This is a genomic window from Micromonospora sp. WMMD730 (genome assembly GCF_049178955.1).
Taxonomy (GTDB): domain Bacteria; phylum Actinomycetota; class Actinomycetes; order Mycobacteriales; family Micromonosporaceae; genus Micromonospora; species Micromonospora wenchangensis.
The window spans coordinates 120070-135072 of record NZ_JBMHML010000002.1 but is presented as its reverse complement, the minus strand read 5'-3'; the positions used below and the strand labels follow the sequence as shown (position 1 = coordinate 135072).

13 protein-coding genes are annotated in these 15003 nt (G+C 74.5%); 7 read left to right on the top strand and 6 right to left on the bottom strand.

Annotated elements, in window-relative coordinates; all coding sequences use genetic code 11:
* The first annotated feature begins 58 nt into the window (after positions 1 to 58).
* The 4 genes from eccCa to ACN265_RS00620 all read left to right on the top strand — a co-directional run bounded on the left by eccCa (position 59) and on the right by ACN265_RS00620 (position 7054).
* Positions 59 to 4039 carry a type VII secretion protein EccCa gene (gene eccCa, locus ACN265_RS00635; protein WP_421405725.1) on the top strand — a complete coding sequence of 1327 codons (3981 nt, stop codon included), beginning with the start codon at positions 59 to 61 and terminating at the stop codon, positions 4037 to 4039.
* A 75-nt stretch (positions 4040 to 4114) separates the two neighbouring features.
* Positions 4115 to 5470 (top strand): type VII secretion-associated serine protease mycosin, encoded by a 1356-nt coding sequence (mycP, locus tag ACN265_RS00630; RefSeq protein WP_421405724.1) that lies wholly within the window; start codon positions 4115 to 4117, stop codon positions 5468 to 5470.
* A 40-nt stretch (positions 5471 to 5510) separates the two neighbouring features.
* Positions 5511 to 6299 (top strand): phosphatase PAP2 family protein, encoded by a 789-nt coding sequence (locus ACN265_RS00625; RefSeq protein WP_420115279.1) that lies wholly within the window; start codon positions 5511 to 5513, stop codon positions 6297 to 6299.
* Between the two features lie 29 nt (positions 6300 to 6328).
* Positions 6329 to 7054: a phosphatase PAP2 family protein gene (locus tag ACN265_RS00620; RefSeq protein WP_420115278.1), complete on the top strand. Its 726-nt coding sequence runs from the start codon at positions 6329 to 6331 to the stop codon at positions 7052 to 7054.
* A gap of 69 nt (positions 7055 to 7123) precedes the next feature.
* On the opposite strand, the gene ACN265_RS00615 is transcribed toward ACN265_RS00620, so the two are convergent.
* The 6 genes from ACN265_RS00615 to ACN265_RS00590 are packed head-to-tail and all read right to left on the bottom strand — an operon-like array spanning position 7124 to position 12425.
* The gene (locus ACN265_RS00615) at positions 7124 to 8302 is read right to left on the bottom strand and encodes a MarP family serine protease (RefSeq protein ID WP_088643850.1); all 1179 of its coding nucleotides are present in this window, start codon (positions 8300 to 8302) and stop codon (positions 7124 to 7126) included.
* 58 nt (positions 8303 to 8360) lie between these two features.
* Complete coding sequence (locus tag ACN265_RS00610) at positions 8361 to 9059, bottom strand: NUDIX hydrolase (RefSeq protein WP_204927066.1); 699 nt, start codon at positions 9057 to 9059, stop codon at positions 8361 to 8363.
* A 28-nt stretch (positions 9060 to 9087) separates the two neighbouring features.
* Positions 9088 to 9708: a TlpA family protein disulfide reductase gene (locus ACN265_RS00605; RefSeq protein WP_421405722.1), complete on the bottom strand. Its 621-nt coding sequence runs from the start codon at positions 9706 to 9708 to the stop codon at positions 9088 to 9090.
* A complete protein-coding gene (gene nth / locus ACN265_RS00600; RefSeq protein WP_204927064.1) occupies positions 9705 to 10493 on the bottom strand; it encodes an endonuclease III in 789 nt (262 codons plus the stop codon). The genes ACN265_RS00605 and nth overlap by 4 nt, the downstream gene beginning before the upstream one ends.
* Before the next feature lie 51 nt (positions 10494 to 10544).
* Entirely contained in the window at positions 10545 to 11702 is a 1158-nt protein-coding gene (locus ACN265_RS00595; RefSeq protein ID WP_421405721.1) for a CapA family protein, read from the bottom strand.
* Between the two features lie 57 nt (positions 11703 to 11759).
* On the bottom strand, positions 11760 to 12425 hold the full coding sequence (locus ACN265_RS00590) for an adenosylcobinamide amidohydrolase (RefSeq protein ID WP_421405720.1): 666 nt from the start codon (positions 12423 to 12425) through the stop codon (positions 11760 to 11762).
* Positions 12426 to 12644: 219 nt separating this feature from the next.
* Here ACN265_RS00590 and ACN265_RS00585 point away from each other — a divergent pair, with 219 nt between their 5' ends.
* The 3 genes from ACN265_RS00585 (at position 12645) to ACN265_RS00575 (ending at position 14993) form a co-directional block, all read left to right on the top strand.
* Positions 12645 to 13322: a Crp/Fnr family transcriptional regulator gene (locus ACN265_RS00585; RefSeq protein ID WP_067306583.1), complete on the top strand. Its 678-nt coding sequence runs from the start codon at positions 12645 to 12647 to the stop codon at positions 13320 to 13322.
* Positions 13323 to 13488: 166 nt separating this feature from the next.
* Positions 13489 to 14232 (top strand): metallophosphoesterase family protein, encoded by a 744-nt coding sequence (locus ACN265_RS00580; RefSeq protein ID WP_421405718.1) that lies wholly within the window; start codon positions 13489 to 13491, stop codon positions 14230 to 14232.
* Positions 14233 to 14348: 116 nt separating this feature from the next.
* A complete protein-coding gene (locus ACN265_RS00575) occupies positions 14349 to 14993 on the top strand; it encodes a TetR/AcrR family transcriptional regulator (protein ID WP_421405717.1) in 645 nt (214 codons plus the stop codon).
* The last annotated feature ends 10 nt before the right edge of the window (positions 14994 to 15003 follow it).

Here is a 15003-nt window from a genome sequence, read left to right as displayed (position 1 = left end):
GCGCACTTTACCTACGATGAGCCAGGTTCGGGTTACCGAGCGCCACAGGGAGGTGGATTTGTCCACTGTCGTCATCAGGCGGCCACCGCGTCGGCCCGCCCCGGAGATCCCCGTCGGCGAGCTGCCCGTGGAGGGTCCGCCGGAGATCCCGGTGGTCACCGGCGGGCGCTGGCAGCAGGCGCTGATGGTGCTGCCGATGCTGGGCGGCACGGTGGCGATGGCGATGATGTTCGGTCGCGGTGGCGGTGCCTACTCGTACGTGGTGGGCGGGATGTTCGGGCTCTCCTCGGTGGCGATGCTGATGACCTCCTGGGGCAGCGCCTCGGGCAGCCCGCGGAAGTCGGAGATGATGGCCGCCCGCCGGGAGTACCTGCGGCACCTGACCACCCTGCGACGGCGGGTCCGGCAGACCGCCCGGCAGCAGCGGGCCGGGCTGTACTACCGGCATCCCGACCCGGAGCGGCTCTGGTCGACGGTGGACAGTCACCGGGTCTGGGAACGCCGCCCCGGCGACCCGGACTTCGGCGTGGTGCGGGTCGCCGTCGGTCCGCAGACGCTGGCCACCCCGCTGGTGCCGCCGGTCACCCGACCGCTGGAGGAGCTGGAGCCGATGACCGCGGGGGCGCTGCGGCGCTTCCTCGACGCGTACTCGGTGGTGCCGGACCTGCCGGTGGCGCTGTCGCTGCGCAGCTTCGCCCGGGTCTTCGTCCGGGGCGGGCAGCCGGGCGGCACGGTCGGGCCGGGCGGGGGCGCGGCGGAGAGCGGCACCGGGTCGCCCCACGCGCAGGCGCTGGCCCGCGCGATGCTCGTCCAGCTCGCCGTCTTCCACGCCCCCGACGAGCTGCTCGTCGCCGTCTGCGCCGGCCCGGAACGGCGTCGGCACTGGGAGTGGGTGAAGTGGCTGCCGCACGCCCACCACCCGAGCAGGGTCGACGCGCTGGGCCCCGTCCGGCTGGTCACCAGCTCCGCCGTCGACCTGGAACGGCTCCTCGGCGACGTGCTGGCCAGCCGGTCCCGGTTCAGCCCGGCCGGGCCGGCCACCGACGGCCCGCACGTGGTGGTGCTCCTCGACGGCGGTGACCTGACCGACGCCACCGAACTGACCGGCGACGGCGGCATCGACGCGGTGACCGTGCTCGACCTGGACACCCCGCCGCCGCGCCTGCTGGACCGGTTCGCCCTGCTGCTGGAGGTGCGCGCCGGACGGCTGCACTCCTGGTCGGCCGAGGGGCACGCCGAGGTGGGCACCGCCGACCGGCTGGACGTGGTCGACGCGGAGGCGGTCGCCCGGCGGCTCGCCCCGTTGCGGCTCGCCGCCGTCGCCCGGGGCACCGAGGCCGCCCCCGGGGCCGAACCCGGCCTCCCCGAGCTGCTCGGGCTGGGCGACCCGGAGGGGTTCACCGCCGACCAGGGCTGGCTGCCCCGCTCGCCCCGGGACCGGCTGCGGGTGCCGATCGGGGTCGGCCCGGACGGCGGCGCGGTCGAGCTGGACCTCAAGGAGTCGGCGCAGGACGGGATGGGCCCGCACGGGCTGCTGATCGGGGCAACCGGCTCCGGCAAGTCGGAGCTGCTGCGCACCCTGGTCCTGGCGTTGGCCGCCACGCACAGCTCGGAGCAGCTCAACTTCGTCCTGGTCGACTTCAAGGGCGGGGCCACCTTCGCCTCCTTCGACCGGCTGCCGCACACCGCCGCCGTGATCACCAACCTGGTCGACGCGCTGCCGCTTGTCGACCGGATGGTGGACGCCATCAACGGTGAGCTGATGCGCCGCCAGGAGCTGCTGCGCCGGGCCGGCAACTTCGCCAGCCTGCGTGACTACGAGCGGGCCCGGGCGGCCGGCGCGCCACTGGCCCCGCTGCCGTCGCTGCTGCTGGTCTGCGACGAGTTCTCCGAGCTGCTGTCCGCCAAGCCCGACTTCATCGACCTGTTCGTGCAGATCGGCCGGCTGGGCCGCTCACTCGGCGTGCACCTGCTGCTGGCCAGCCAGCGGCTGGAGGAGGGGCGGCTGCGCGGGCTGGACACCCACCTGTCGTACCGGATCGGGTTGCGGACCTTCTCGGCGCTGGAGTCCCGCACGGTGCTCGGGGTGCCGGACGCGCACGAGCTGCCCCGCTCCCCCGGGCACGGCTTCCTGCGCGCCGGCACCGACCCGCTGGTCCGGTTCCGGGCCGCGTACGTCTCCGGTCCGCTGCGACGCCACGGCGGCCCGGCCGGGGGCGGGGCCGGTGGGGCGGCCCGGCTGCTCACCTTCTCCACCCATCTGGTGCCGGTGCCCGAGCCGGCCGCCCCGGTCACCCCACCGGTCGTCGAGGACGAGGCGGGAAGCCTGCTCGACACGCTGGTCGGCCGGTTGGCCGGGCAGGGGCCGCCGGCGCACCAGGTGTGGCTGCCGCCGCTGGACCGGGCGCCCACCCTGGACGAGCTGCTCGGCCCGCCCGGCGTCGACCCCGACCGGGGTCTGGGCTTCGCCAGCCCGGAGCTGCACGGCGGCCTCCAGGTGCCGGTGGCGGTGGTCGACAAGCCGTACGAGCAGCGCCGCGACGTGCTGTGGTTGGCGCTGGGCGGGGCGGCCGGGCACGTGGCCGTGGTCGGCGCGCCGCAGAGCGGCAAGTCGCACGCGTTGCGGACGCTGGTCTGCGCGCTGGCGCTCACCCACACGCCGGCCGAGGCGCAGGTCTACTGCCTGGACTTCGGCGGCGGCGGGTTGACCGCGCTGCGGGAGCTGCCGCACGTGGGCGGGGTCGCCGGCCGGGCCGACCCGACGGTGGTCCGGCGTACGGTCGGGGAGATCGCCACCCTGCTCGCCGAGCGGGAACGCCGCTTCACCGAGCTGGGCGTGGAGTCGGTGGCGGCGTGGCGCGAGCGGCGGCGGGAGCTGGCCGTCGCCGGTCAGCCCCCCGTCGACCCGTTCGGTGACGTGTTCCTCGTCGTCGACGGCTGGGCCACCCTGCGCGGCGAGTACGACGACCTGGAACCCCTGATCACCGACCTGGCCACCCGGGGCCTGTCGTACGGGGTGCACGTGGTGGCGAGTGCCGTGCGCTGGCTGGATTTCCGGCCCGGCATCCGGGACCTGTTCGGGTCCCGGTTGGAGCTGCGCCTGGGTGACCCGTCCGACTCGGTGGTGAAGCGGGTGGCGGCGGCCGGCGTGCCGGAGCAGCCGGGACGGGGGATCACCGCGCAGAGCCTGCACTTCCTCACCGCCCTGCCGCAGCTCACCGGCGGGGACACGGCGGATCTGGTCAAGGCGGTCGCGGGGGCCTGGTCGGGGCCGCCCGCCCCCCGGGTGCGGCTGCTCCCCCCGGTGCTGCCCTACGCCGACCTGGACACCACCGCCGGCACCGGGCTGGCGTTCCCGGTCGGGATCGCCGAGGCGGACCTGCGCCCGGTGCTGCTCGACTTCGCCATCGAGCCGCACTTCGTGGTCTTCGGCGACGCCGAGTGCGGCAAGTCGTCGTTCCTGCGGGCGCTGGCCACCTCGATCGTCACGCGGTTCACCCCGGAGCAGGCCCGGGTGATCCTGGTCGACTACCGGCGCAGCCTGCTCGGCACGGTCGAGACCGACCACCTGATCGGGTACGGCACGGCGGCGGCGCACACCACCGAGCTGATCGAGTCGGTCGCCGGCTACATGCGCGGCCGGCTACCCGGCCCGGAGGTCACCCCGGCCCAGTTGCGGGACCGTTCCTGGTGGTCCGGTCCCGAGTTGTTCATCCTGGTCGACGACTACGACCTGGTGGCCAGCGGCCCGGCGAACCCGCTGCGCGGGCTGGAGGAGCACCTGCCCCAGGCCCGCGACGTCGGCCTGCACCTGGTGCTGGCCCGGCGCTGTGGTGGCGCGGGCCGGTCCCAGTACGAGCCGGTGGTGCAGCGGCTGCGGGAGTTGTCCACCGCCGGGCTGGTGATGAGCGGCAGCCCCGACGAGGGGCAGCTCGTCGGCGCGGTCCGTCCCGGCCCGCTGCCGGCGGGGCGTGGTCGGCTGGTCACTCGACGCGAGGGTGTCCGCCTCGTTCAACTGGCTCATCTTCCGCCACCGTGATCCTGGTGTGCCGGAACGTGCCGTGTCGGCAGCCGGAACCGGTAATCTCCGAGCAGCATGTGTCCCACGTGACGAATGGCTGACGATGTGACCAGGGTTCGGCAGGGCTCCCCGACGGCGCTGCACCGGTTCGCCGGGCGGGCGCTGCTCGGTGTCGCGGCGACCACCGTCACCGTGCTCGGCACGGCCCCGCCTCCCGCGTCCGCCGCGCCCCCGTCGTCGTCCACCCTGGTCGGGACGCGGGCCGGCAGTCCGCTGACCGAGCCCGACTTCGCCCCGGCCCAGGCGCGTGCCGACCGGGTCCGCGACGACCAGTTCCAGCTCGACGAGTTGAACGCGGCCACCGCCTGGCGTACCTCGACCGGGCGTGGCGTCACGGTGGCGGTGATCGACTCCGGGGTGGACGGCAACCACCCCGACCTGGTCGGTCAGGTGCTGCCCGGCATGGACCTGGTCTCTCCGGGCGGCGGTGAGGAGCCGGACCCGGTGGGGCACGGCACGACGGTGGCCAGCCTGATCGCCGGGCGGGGAGACGACCGGCGGGGCGTGGTCGGGCTCGCGCCGGACGCACGCATCCTGCCCGTGCGGGTGCTCGACGACGAGAACCGGTACGACGACGCGATGATCGTCGCCAAGGGCGTGCGCTGGGCGGTCGACAACGGCGCCCGGGTGATCAACCTGTCCCTGGGCGGCAGCGGCGACAGCCCGGCCCTGGCCGCCGCGCTGGACTACGCGTTCGCCCGGGACGTGGTGGTGGTGGCCTGCACCGGCAACGTCGCCACGTCCACCACCTCGAAGGTCTGGTACCCGGCCCGGGAGCCGGGCGTGATCGCGGTGGCCGGTCTGGAACGCGACAGCGAGAACCTCTGGTCCGGTTCGATCACCGGTCACGCCACCACGTTGACCGCACCGGCGACCGGCCTGGTCGGGGCCCGCCCGCCGAGCAACTACTGGGGCGTGCAGGGCACCAGCTTCGCCGCGCCGCTGGTGACGGCGACCGCCGCCCTGGTCCGCGCCCGCTACCCGGACATGTCCGCCGGGGACGTGGTGAACCGGCTGCTGAGCACCGCGAAGGACATCGGGCCCGTCGGCCGGGACGACCGTTTCGGGTACGGCCTGGTCGACCCGGTGGCCGCGCTCACCGCCGACGTGCCGCTGATCGGCCACAACCCGCTGGACGACAACGACTCCCCCGGGGTGGTCGGGTTCGGGCCGGCCCCCGGCTCCGCCGAGGACGCCCGCGATGGTGGCACCGGCAGCGACCCGCTCGGGTTCACCGCGCCCCGCCAGCAGACCCGGTGGACGGCACAGCCCGCCGGTGGCGCCGACGAGGACGCCCCCCGTCGGCTGTGGACGGGTGTCGCCGTCGTGGCGGCCCTGGTCACCGGGTTCGCGATGATGGTCCGCCGGTTCCGGCTGCGGGGTCACTAACCGGGCCTGATCGTGGGTCCGGGTGGGTAGAGCAGGTCGCATGAGTGCCTCCGGTCGGCGTACCTCCGTATCCCCGTCGGGCCGGTCCTGGCGGGACCGCCGCCTGGACCGGGACCATTCGCTCGGGTTGCGGCTGACCCTGGCGTCGGCGGCGGCGTTCCTGGTGCTGGTGCCGTTCTCGCTGCTGGCGGTGCTGGTGGTCGGGGCCTGGCCGCCGCTGCACGACCTGGACGCGGCGGTCACCGACGCCCTGCACCGGTTCGCCGCCGACCATCCGCTGTGGGTGCGGGCGATGACGGCGTGGACGCACCTGGCCTCGCCGGGGCCGCTGCGGGTGGCCGCGCTGGTCGTGGTGGTGTGGCTGTGGCGTCGCGGGGCCCGCCGGCTGGCGCTCTGGGTGGTCACCACGATGGTCGCCGGCGGGGCGCTGGGGGCGGTGCTGAAGCTCCTCGTCGGCCGGGACCGCCCGGAGCTGCTCGATCCGGTGGCGCGGGCCGCCGGGTACTCCTTCCCGTCCGGGCACGCGCTGAACGCGACCCTCGCGGCGGGGGTGCTGCTGCTGGTGTTCCTGCCGTTCACCCGGGGTCGTCCGGCGGCCCGGGTGGCGCTGTGGACGGTGGCCGTGCTGCTGGTCGGGGTGACCTGCCTGAGCCGGGTGGCGCTGGGCGTGCACTGGGCCAGCGACGTGCTCGCCGGCTGCCTGCTGGGGGTGGCGGTGGTGGCGGCCACCGCGGCGGCGTTCCGTACCTGGCGGGAGCGGGTCGGGCTGCCGGCCGGCCGGGCCACGGTCGACGGGGTGGCACCGGAGCTGACCGACCCGCACGCGTAGCGGCCTCCCGGTCCGGGTACTGGGCGGCCATGTCCGCCATCGCTGCGCAGGTCGCCAAGCGGGTGCTCCTTCCGGTGACCCTGCTGCTCTCGTTCATGGTCCTGCTCGGGCTGCTGGTGACCCGGGTCCTCGACGACGTCTGGCCGTTCACCGTGGAGGACGCGGTCAACCGCGAGCTGGCGGCCGACCGGACCGGGGGGTGGAACGACGTCTCGCTGGTGTTCAGCACGCTGGCCAGCACCCAGTTGATCGTGGTGGTCACCGTGCTGGTGGCGCTGGTGCTCCGGCTGGTGCTGCACCGCTGGCGGGAGCCGCTGTTCCTGTGCGCGGCGGTGTCCGCCCAGGCGCTGGTCTTCCTGCTCACCACGCTGGCGATCGACAGGCGTCGGCCGGCGGTGGAGCACATGGACGTCTCGCCGCCGACGTCGAGTTTCCCGTCCGGGCACACCTCGGCGGCGGTCGCCCTCTATGTCGGCATCGCGCTGCTGCTGGCCCTGCGGGCCCGGAGCACCGCCGGCAAGGTGACCTGGTGGACGCTGCTGGTGCTGGTCCCGGTCGGGGTGGCGCTGACCCGGATGTACCGGGGGATGCACCACCCGAGCGACGTGGTGGCGTCCTTCGTCAACGGCGGCACCTGTGTGGCGATCATGGCGCGGGCGGTGCTCGACAGGTCGCTGACCTGGGGTCGGGCCAAGCTGCCCGGCCTCACCCCGGCCGGCGGTGACGCCCCGGCCACCGCGCCGGCCGGCGGCTGACCCCCGCCCGCCCCACCGCGCCGGTGGAACGGCACCCCGGCCCCGGCCGGTCGGGGCACGTCCGGGGGCTCAGGTGCAGTCGCCGGTGCCCACGCCCCGGGTACGCTCCGCGCCGGCCAGCGCCACCGGCCGGGCCTCCTCGGCGGTCACCGCGAAGCCGGTGTTCGGGTCGTCCGCCGCCGCCGCGAAGATCACCCCGAGCACCAGCCCGTTGGAGGAGACCAGCGGCCCGCCGGAGTTCCCGCTGCGGACCAGCGCCCGGATGGTGTAGATCTCCCGGTTGACCTTGCTGGCGTTGTAGATGTCCGGGCCCTCGATCCGGTCGACGTCACGGATGCGGGCCGGGCGGGCGTCGTACGGGCCGTCGAGCGGGAAGCCCAGCACGATCGCATCCGCACCGCTGCCGGCCTGCCCGGCGGCGAAGCGCAGGGACGGACCGGGCAGCCCCGGCACGTGCAGCACGGCGAGGTCCCGGTCCGGGTCGTAGACGACGACCACGCCGTCGTACCGTTCGCCGCGCAGCTCGACAGCGACGGAGCGGGTGCCGGCGACGACGTGCGCGTTGGTCATCACCCGGTCGTCGGCGTAGACGAAACCGGAACCCTCGATCCGGCGCGAGCAGCTCGGCGCGGACCCGAGCACCTTCACCACCGCCCGCTGGCTGTTCGCCACCACCTGCGAGCCGGCCAGCGCCGGGTCCGGCGGGGCGACCTGCCGGGCCGAGGTACGCCCCAGCCCGTTGAAGACGTCGGGGAACCCGTTGGTGTCCACGGTGTCGCGCAGCGCCGTGGACAGCTCCTGGGCCTGGTCGGGCAGGACCCGGTCCACCACGGTCAGCAACGCGCTGTTCTTGACCGAGGCGGCCAGCCAGGGCAGCGACGAGGAACCCAGCGGCACGGCGACCAGCCAGGCCACCAGCATCACCGCGAGGATCGAGACGAACGCGCCGCCGATGTCGTCGGCCCGCTTGGCGACGTCGTTGGTGATCGTGCGGCGCAGGTGGGAGCCGAGCCAGCCGGCCAACGCCTGACCGAGGACGGCGAGCCCGAAGACGGCGACCAGGCTGACCAGCACCCGCGTCCCGCTGTCGATGAACTGGCGGGCCAGCATCGGCCCGAGCTGAAGGCCGATGAGCGCGCCCAGGAAGAACCCGGAGAACGACAGCGCCCCGATGACGAAGCCCTGACGGTATCCGCTGATCGCGAACACGAGCATGAGCAGGAGCAGGACGAGATCCACGGCCGACACCGGTCAAGGGTACGTGCACCGGACACCCGTGCGGCGTCGCGGCTGCGGAACGTGACGGTCAGGTCAGCGGGCCGGCCAGTTCGTCGGCCCTGTCGGTGCCGGCGGAGGGGGCCGGGGTGGCGCCGGTCGGCGGCAGGTCGACCACCCGCGACCGGGGCCACGGGCGGGTCCACCCGGCCATCTCCAGCAGCGCGGCGAGCACCCCGGCGGTGAAGCCCCAGACCAGCATCCCCCGGACGGAGAACGCCGGGCCGGTCCAGCCGCTGGGGTGGCGGACCAGCATCCGGTTGGCCGGGTCGACCAGTTCGGCGACGGGCAGCCGGGCGACGTGCGCCACCTCGGCCGGTTCCCGGGGGTGCACCGGGTGCGGGCTGTGCCACCAGGCCAGCACCGGGGTGACCACGAACTCGCTGACCGGGATCCAGAGCCTGGGCAGTTCGGCGAGGACGGTCACGCTGGCCGGGTCGAGGTCGACCTCCTCGTTGGCCTCGCGCAGCGCGGTGGCCCGCGCATCGGCGTCCCCCGGGTCGGCCGCGCCGCCGGGGAAGGCCGGCTGGCCGGCGTGGTTGCGCAGGGTGGCGGCCCGCTGCAGGACCAGCACGTCGGGCCCGACACCGGGTTCCTCGCCGAGCAGCACCAGCACCGCGCTCTCCCGGCCGCCCTGCTCGGGGGTGGTCAGCCGGGTGAAGTCCTCGGCCCGGGCGGTGCCGAGCCGGCCCAGCAGCGGATCGAACCAGGACGGCGGACGGCGGTTCATCGGGTCGACCCGGCACCGACGGTCGGCCTCACGCGGGCACCACCAGGCCGAGGTGCCGGCGGACGAGGTCGGCGAGGCGGGCGTCGTCGAGCGCGCCGGAGGTGTCGGTGTGCCTGATCCGCCCCTGCGCGTCCACCAGCAGGGTCAGCGGCACCGCCGTGCGGCGCAGCTCCCGTTGCAGGGCCTCGCCCTGGTCGAACAGGACCGGGAAGCGGATGCCGAAGTCCTCGCCGATGGCCTGTGCGCCGTCCCGGCTATCCCGGCTGTTCACCCCGATTACCTGGAGCTGGCCGGCGGCGCGGACGCTGAGCCGCTGGAAGGCCGGCAGTTCCTTGCGGCAGGGCGGGCACCAGGAGGCCCACACGTTGATGACGGCCGGGCCGTGGATGTCGCGCAGCTGCACCGGGGCTCCGCCGGTGAAGCAGGAGAGCACCAGTTCGGGCAGCGGGCTGCCGGCGTCAGCGGCGGCGGAGCCGGTCGGCGCGGGGGTGGAGCCGGGCGCGGTGGTGAGGGTGGCGCAGTCGGCGAACGGCGACGGGCGGGCGGCGCGGGTGGGGCCGGCGGCGGGGTCCTCCCCGCCGGTGGTGGCGGTGCAGCCGGCGAGTGCCAGCAGCACCGGGACGAGCAGCGCGGCGAGCCGGGGTTTCACGGTGCCTCCGCGGCGGCGGCCTGCGCCGGCACCAGCTCCGGGTCGACCCCGGCGGCGACCGCGAGGTCCCGGGCGCGGGGGCCCTTGAGCAGTTTGGCGGCGGCGGCCGGCTCGGTCGGCCCGAGCCCGTACGACGGGCAGAGCCGGGTCAGGGTGCACGCCCCGCAGGCGGGCTTGCGGGCGTGGCAGACCCGCCGGCCGTGGAAGATGATCCGGTGGGAGAGCATGGTCCACTCCCGCTTCGGGAACATCGCCCCGATCTCGTGTTCGATCTTGACCGGATCGGTCTGGATGGTCAGCCCCCACCGCTGCACCAGCCGCTGGAAGTGGGTGTCGACGGTGATCCCCGGGACGTCGAAGGCGTTGCCCAGGATGACGTTGGCCGTCTTGCGGCCGATCCCGGGCAGCGTCACCAGGTCGGTCAGCCGGCCGGGGACCCGGCCGTCGTACCGCTCGGTCAGGGCCTGCCCGAGCTTGATCAGCGAGTCGGTCTTGTTGCGGTAGAACCCGGTCGGCCGGATCAGCTCCTCCAGCTCACCCCGGTCGGCCCCGGCGTAGTCGGCCGCCGTCGGGTAGCGGGCGAACAGCTTCGGGGTGACCTCGTTGACCTTCTTGTCGGTGCACTGCGCGGAGAGGATCGTGGCGACGGCCAGCTCCAACGCGGTGGTGTGGTCGAGTTCGCAGTGGGCGTCCGGGTGCGCCTCGGTCAGCGCCCGGCCGATCCGCCGGGCGCGCCGGGTACGGCCGAGTTCCGTTTCGACCCGGCCGGGAGAGCTGATGGTCACGCCGGCCAGCCTACGTCGCCGCCCCGACGGGCCGCCGGAGCACGCCCCCGGTCAGCCGGCGTCGGGCGGGCTGATCTTCCCCTTGCCGTCGAACCGGGCGGCGGTACGCGGGAAGTCGTTGGTGCTGAGCTGCTTGACCAGGCCGAGCCCCTGCCCGGCGGGGTCCATCCCCGGCTTGCCCACCGAACTCATCCGGGTGGAGGTGAACGAGCCACCGGCGAAGCTGCCGTCGGGCTTGAGCGACACCTTCAGCACCCCGCCCCAGCCGAGCCGGCCGGTCGGGTTGAGCGACCGGGCGCCACCGGCGAAGTTGCCCAGGCTGTACGCGATCAGCCGGCCCTGGTAGAACTCCATCCCGCGCAGCACGTGCGGGCCGTGCCCGACGATCAGGTCGGCCCCTGCGTCGATCATGGCGTGGGAGAACTTCACCGGATCACCCCGGTTCTCGCCGAGGAACATCTCGGTGCCGGGGCGGACCCGGGTCTTGTCCGACCCCTCGCCGCCCATGTGCACCTGCACCACGACCAGGTCGGCCATCGTGGCGGCCTTCTCGACGACCCCCTTGGCGGCGTCGATGTCGACCAGGCTGTTGGACCACGGGTACGACGAGAAGCCGGCCACCGCGACCTTCACCCCCTCGACCTCGACCACGGTGATCTGGTCGGGTGCGCCGGTGTGCTTGAGGCCGTGCTTCTCCAGTGCCTGCTGGGTGTTCTCGTAGCCCTGCGGGCCGAAGTCGTAGCCGTGGTTGTTGGCCTGGTTGAGCAGTTGGAACCCGGCGTCCTTGAGATGGGAGGCGTACTCCGGCGGCACCCGGAACTGGTAGCAGTTGCTGGAGTTCGCGCCGCACTTGCCGGTGCCGGTGTCGGTGGTGAGCGGCTCCTCCAGGTTGCCCATCACGAGGTCGGCCTTGAGCGCGCCCTTGACCTCGTCGAAGAAGCCCTTGCCGCCGTTGGCGGGCAGCCGGGACGGGGCCATCCCCATGACGATGTCCCCGGTCGCCGACAGGGTGATCGCCTCGGTCTTGTCGGCCGCCCCGGTGGTCGGCACCGGGGAACCGGTGGTGCCACCGCCGCCGCCCGGCCGCCAGACCGGGTCCGGGCTGTCGGACGACTGGCCGCAGCCGGCGAGGAGCACGGTGAGCAGCGCACCGCAGGCGAGCGCGACGCGGCGGCGGGGACGGGGCTGGAGGAAGGCGGCAGAGTACATCGCCCGCGACGCTACCGGGTGGCGAATCGACCGACGACGGGCCGATCGGACGGAAGTTCAGCCCGTCCGCCGCTGCGACCACGGGACGCAGGGCACCGCGCCGCCGTCCCGCACGGCCGCATGGACGGCGCGGGCGAGCGGCGCGCCCCAGGTCGACCGGGGTCCGCCGTAGGGCTCGACCGGGTCGCCCATCGGGCAGAGCACGGTGACCGCGTCGGTGGGCGTGCCGGTGCCCGGCAGGCCCAGTTCCCCGATCGCCTGGCACTTCGCCTCGGTGGCGGTGGCCACGGCGTTCACCAGTGCGGCGTCGCTGAGCGCCGTCGGCACGTACACCACGATGTTGACCGTGCCCACCCGCTGCGCCGGGGCGTGGGCGGGGTCGGGGGCGGCGGCCCACAGGGGGGTGCCGAGGCCGACGGTGGCCCAGGCCCGGACCCCGGTGTCGGTCCGGGTCACCACCTCGGCGACGTCGACGCCGGTGAGCAGGCCGACCCCGGGCCCGTCGAGGTCGAACCGGTCGGCGAGCGCGGCCAGGTGGGCCGCCGGGTCGTCCCGGTGGTACGACATCGGCACGGTCGCGTTGACCACCCAGTTGCGCGGGCCGACGCCGCCACCGAGCGGGCCGGAGCTGACCGCCCGCAGCGGGACGTCGGCCCGCCACACGAGCACCGGAATGTCCCACCCGTCCTCGGGGCGGTGGGTCAGCACCGGGTCGCTCAGCACCCGGACACCCTACGACCGGCGATGGCCGACCCGGTGACCAGGTGGTTCGGGCGGACGATCATAGTGCCCGACCGCGTCGGCGAGGTTACGCCCAACGATCAAGATTCCAGGGGTGCAGCTCTGATTCGTCCTCACATGCGCCTAGACTTGGCGGCGCGCGAGGGATCAGCGGACGGCGGACCCGGCCGAGGGACGGCAACGCGCAACCGGAGGTGCGCGATGGACGAGGTACTGGCCCGCAGCGGGATCTTCCAGGGTGTGGACCCGGAGGCTGCCGAGGCGCTCGCCAAGGAGATGGAGACGATCGACGTCCGCAAGGGCGAGATCGTGTTCAACGAGGGCGAGCCCGGCGACAGTCTCTACATCCTCCTGTCAGGCAAGATCAAGGTCGGGCGGCGGGCAGCCGACGGCCGGCAGAACCTGATCGCGGTGATGGGCCCGTCGGACATGGTCGGTGAGCTGTCGCTCTTCGACCCCGGCCCGCGTACGGCCACCGCCACCGCGGTCACCGACACCCGCCTGGTCCGGCTGCGCAAGCAGGCGCTGCGGCCCTGGCTGAACAACCGGCCCGAGATCGCCGAGCAGCTGTTGCGGGTGCTCGCCCGCAGGCTGCGCCGGACGAACGACTCGCTGGCCGACCTGATCTTCACAGATGTACCGGGCCGGGTCGCCAAGAACCTGCTCCAGATGGCCGGCCGGTTCGGCACCCGCGACGGCGGCGTGCTGCGGGTGACCCACGACCTGACCCAGGAGGAGATCGCCCAGCTCGTCGGCGCCTCCCGGGAGACGGTCAACAAGGCGCTCGCCGACTTCGCCTCGCGGGGCTGGCTGCGGCTGGACGGCAAGAGCATCATCATCCTCGACCCGGAGCGCCTCGCCCGCCGCGCCCGGGTCTGACCGGCACCGCCTCACCGTCCGAGCCAGGACCGCCCCCGCCGGCGGCCCTGGCTCGTCGGCATTCCGGCCCGGTTCCACCCGCCCCGGTCGACCGGTCGGCGACGGCCCGCTCTGCCCGGCGCAGAATCCCTCGACAACCCGCTCCGCCGGGCGCGACCCTGGACCGGTGCTGGAACGTGTAGCGGTGCTCTCCGACGTCCATGGCGCGTTGCCCGCGCTGGAGGTGGTGCTGGCCGAGCCGGAGGTGGCCGCCGCCGACCTGATCGTGGTCACCGGTGACGTGGCGGCCGGCCCGCAGCCGGTCGAGGTGCTGGACCTGCTGACCGGGCTGGGTGACCGGGTCCGCTGGATACGCGGCAACGCCGACCGGGAGCTGGTGCAGGCCCGCGCCGGCCACCCGTCGGAGCACGACGTCTCGAACTGGGCGGCCGACCAGCTCCGGGCCGACCAGGTGGCCCTGCTGGGCGCGCTGCCACTGACGCTCACCCTCCCGGTCGCCGGCCTCGGCCCGGTGCTCTTCTGCCACGCCACGCCCCGCGACGACGAGGAGGTGGTGCTCGTCGACTCCCGGCCGGCCCGCTGGGCCGAGGTGTTCGCCGGGCTGCCCCCGCAGGTGCGCACCGTGGTCTGCGGGCACACCCACATGCCGTTCACCCGGCTGGTCGACCGCCGGCTGGTGGTCAATCCGGGCAGCGTGGGCATGCCGTACGGCGGGCCGGGGGCGTACTGGGCGCTGCTCGGTCCGGGGGTGCAGCTGCGCCGTACGGGGTTCGACGTCGACGCGGCCTGTGCCCGGGTCGCCGCCGAATCGGCCTACCCGGACGCCGCCGCCTGGGCGGACGAGTACCTGCGCTCCCGGCACAGCGACCTCGACGCGCTCACCGCCTTCGCCCCGCGCGACGGCCGCTGACCGGCGACCGGCGCCGGACCAGCGACCGGCACGGACCGGCGGCACCGGCCGGGGTCACCCCGGAGCAGAAAAAAGGCAGGCTTGACTGTTTGTTTCGGCGACGGCACGCTGTTCCCGTGTCCACCCCGTCGACCCGCGTCCCGCAGCAGGAACGCAGCCGCGCCACCCAGGCCCGACTGCTGGAGGCGACTGTCGACTGCCTGGTGCGGTACGGCTGGTCGGGCACCACCACGACCGTGGTCGCCGCCCACGCCGGTGTCTCCCGGGGCGCCCAACTGCACCACTACCCCACCAAGGCGGCCCTGGTCACCGCCGCCGTCGCCCACCTCGCCGAGCGACGCGCCGAGGAGCTACGCGTCGAGGCCGAGGCGTTGCCGGCCGGGCCACAGCGCCTCGACCGCGTGGTCGACCTGCTCGGCGTCGCCTTCACCGGGCCGCTCTTCGTCGCCGCGCTGGAGCTGTGGGTGGCCGCCCGCACCGACCCGGAGCTGCGCGACGCGCTGGTGCCGCTGGAGGCGCGGGTCGGTCGGGAGATGCACCGGCTCACCGTGGCGCTGCTCGACGTGGACGAGCGCCGCCCCGGCGTCCGCGAGGCCGTGCAGGCCACCCTCGACCTGCTGCGCGGGCTCGGCGTGGCCAACCTGCTCAACGACGACTCGGCCCGGCGCACCGCGCTGCTGCGCACCTGGAAACACCAGCTCGCCACCCTGCTCCCCCCCGGGACGGCACCGGATCAGCCCCACGACGCCGACCCGACCTGACCCGTACTCA

Coding starts and splice junctions, on each gene's coding strand:
- mycP (WP_421405724.1), top strand. CDS start 4,115: ATGGCTGACGATGTGACCAGGGTTCGGCAGGGCTCCCCGACGGCGCTG.
- ACN265_RS00625 (WP_420115279.1), top strand. CDS start 5,511: ATGAGTGCCTCCGGTCGGCGTACCTCCGTATCCCCGTCGGGCCGGTCC.
- ACN265_RS00620 (WP_420115278.1), top strand. CDS start 6,329: ATGTCCGCCATCGCTGCGCAGGTCGCCAAGCGGGTGCTCCTTCCGGTG.
- ACN265_RS00610 (WP_204927066.1), bottom strand. CDS start 9,059: ATGAACCGCCGTCCGCCGTCCTGGTTCGATCCGCTGCTGGGCCGGCTC.
- ACN265_RS00595 (WP_421405721.1), bottom strand. CDS start 11,702: ATGTACTCTGCCGCCTTCCTCCAGCCCCGTCCCCGCCGCCGCGTCGCG.
- ACN265_RS00585 (WP_067306583.1), top strand. CDS start 12,645: ATGGACGAGGTACTGGCCCGCAGCGGGATCTTCCAGGGTGTGGACCCG.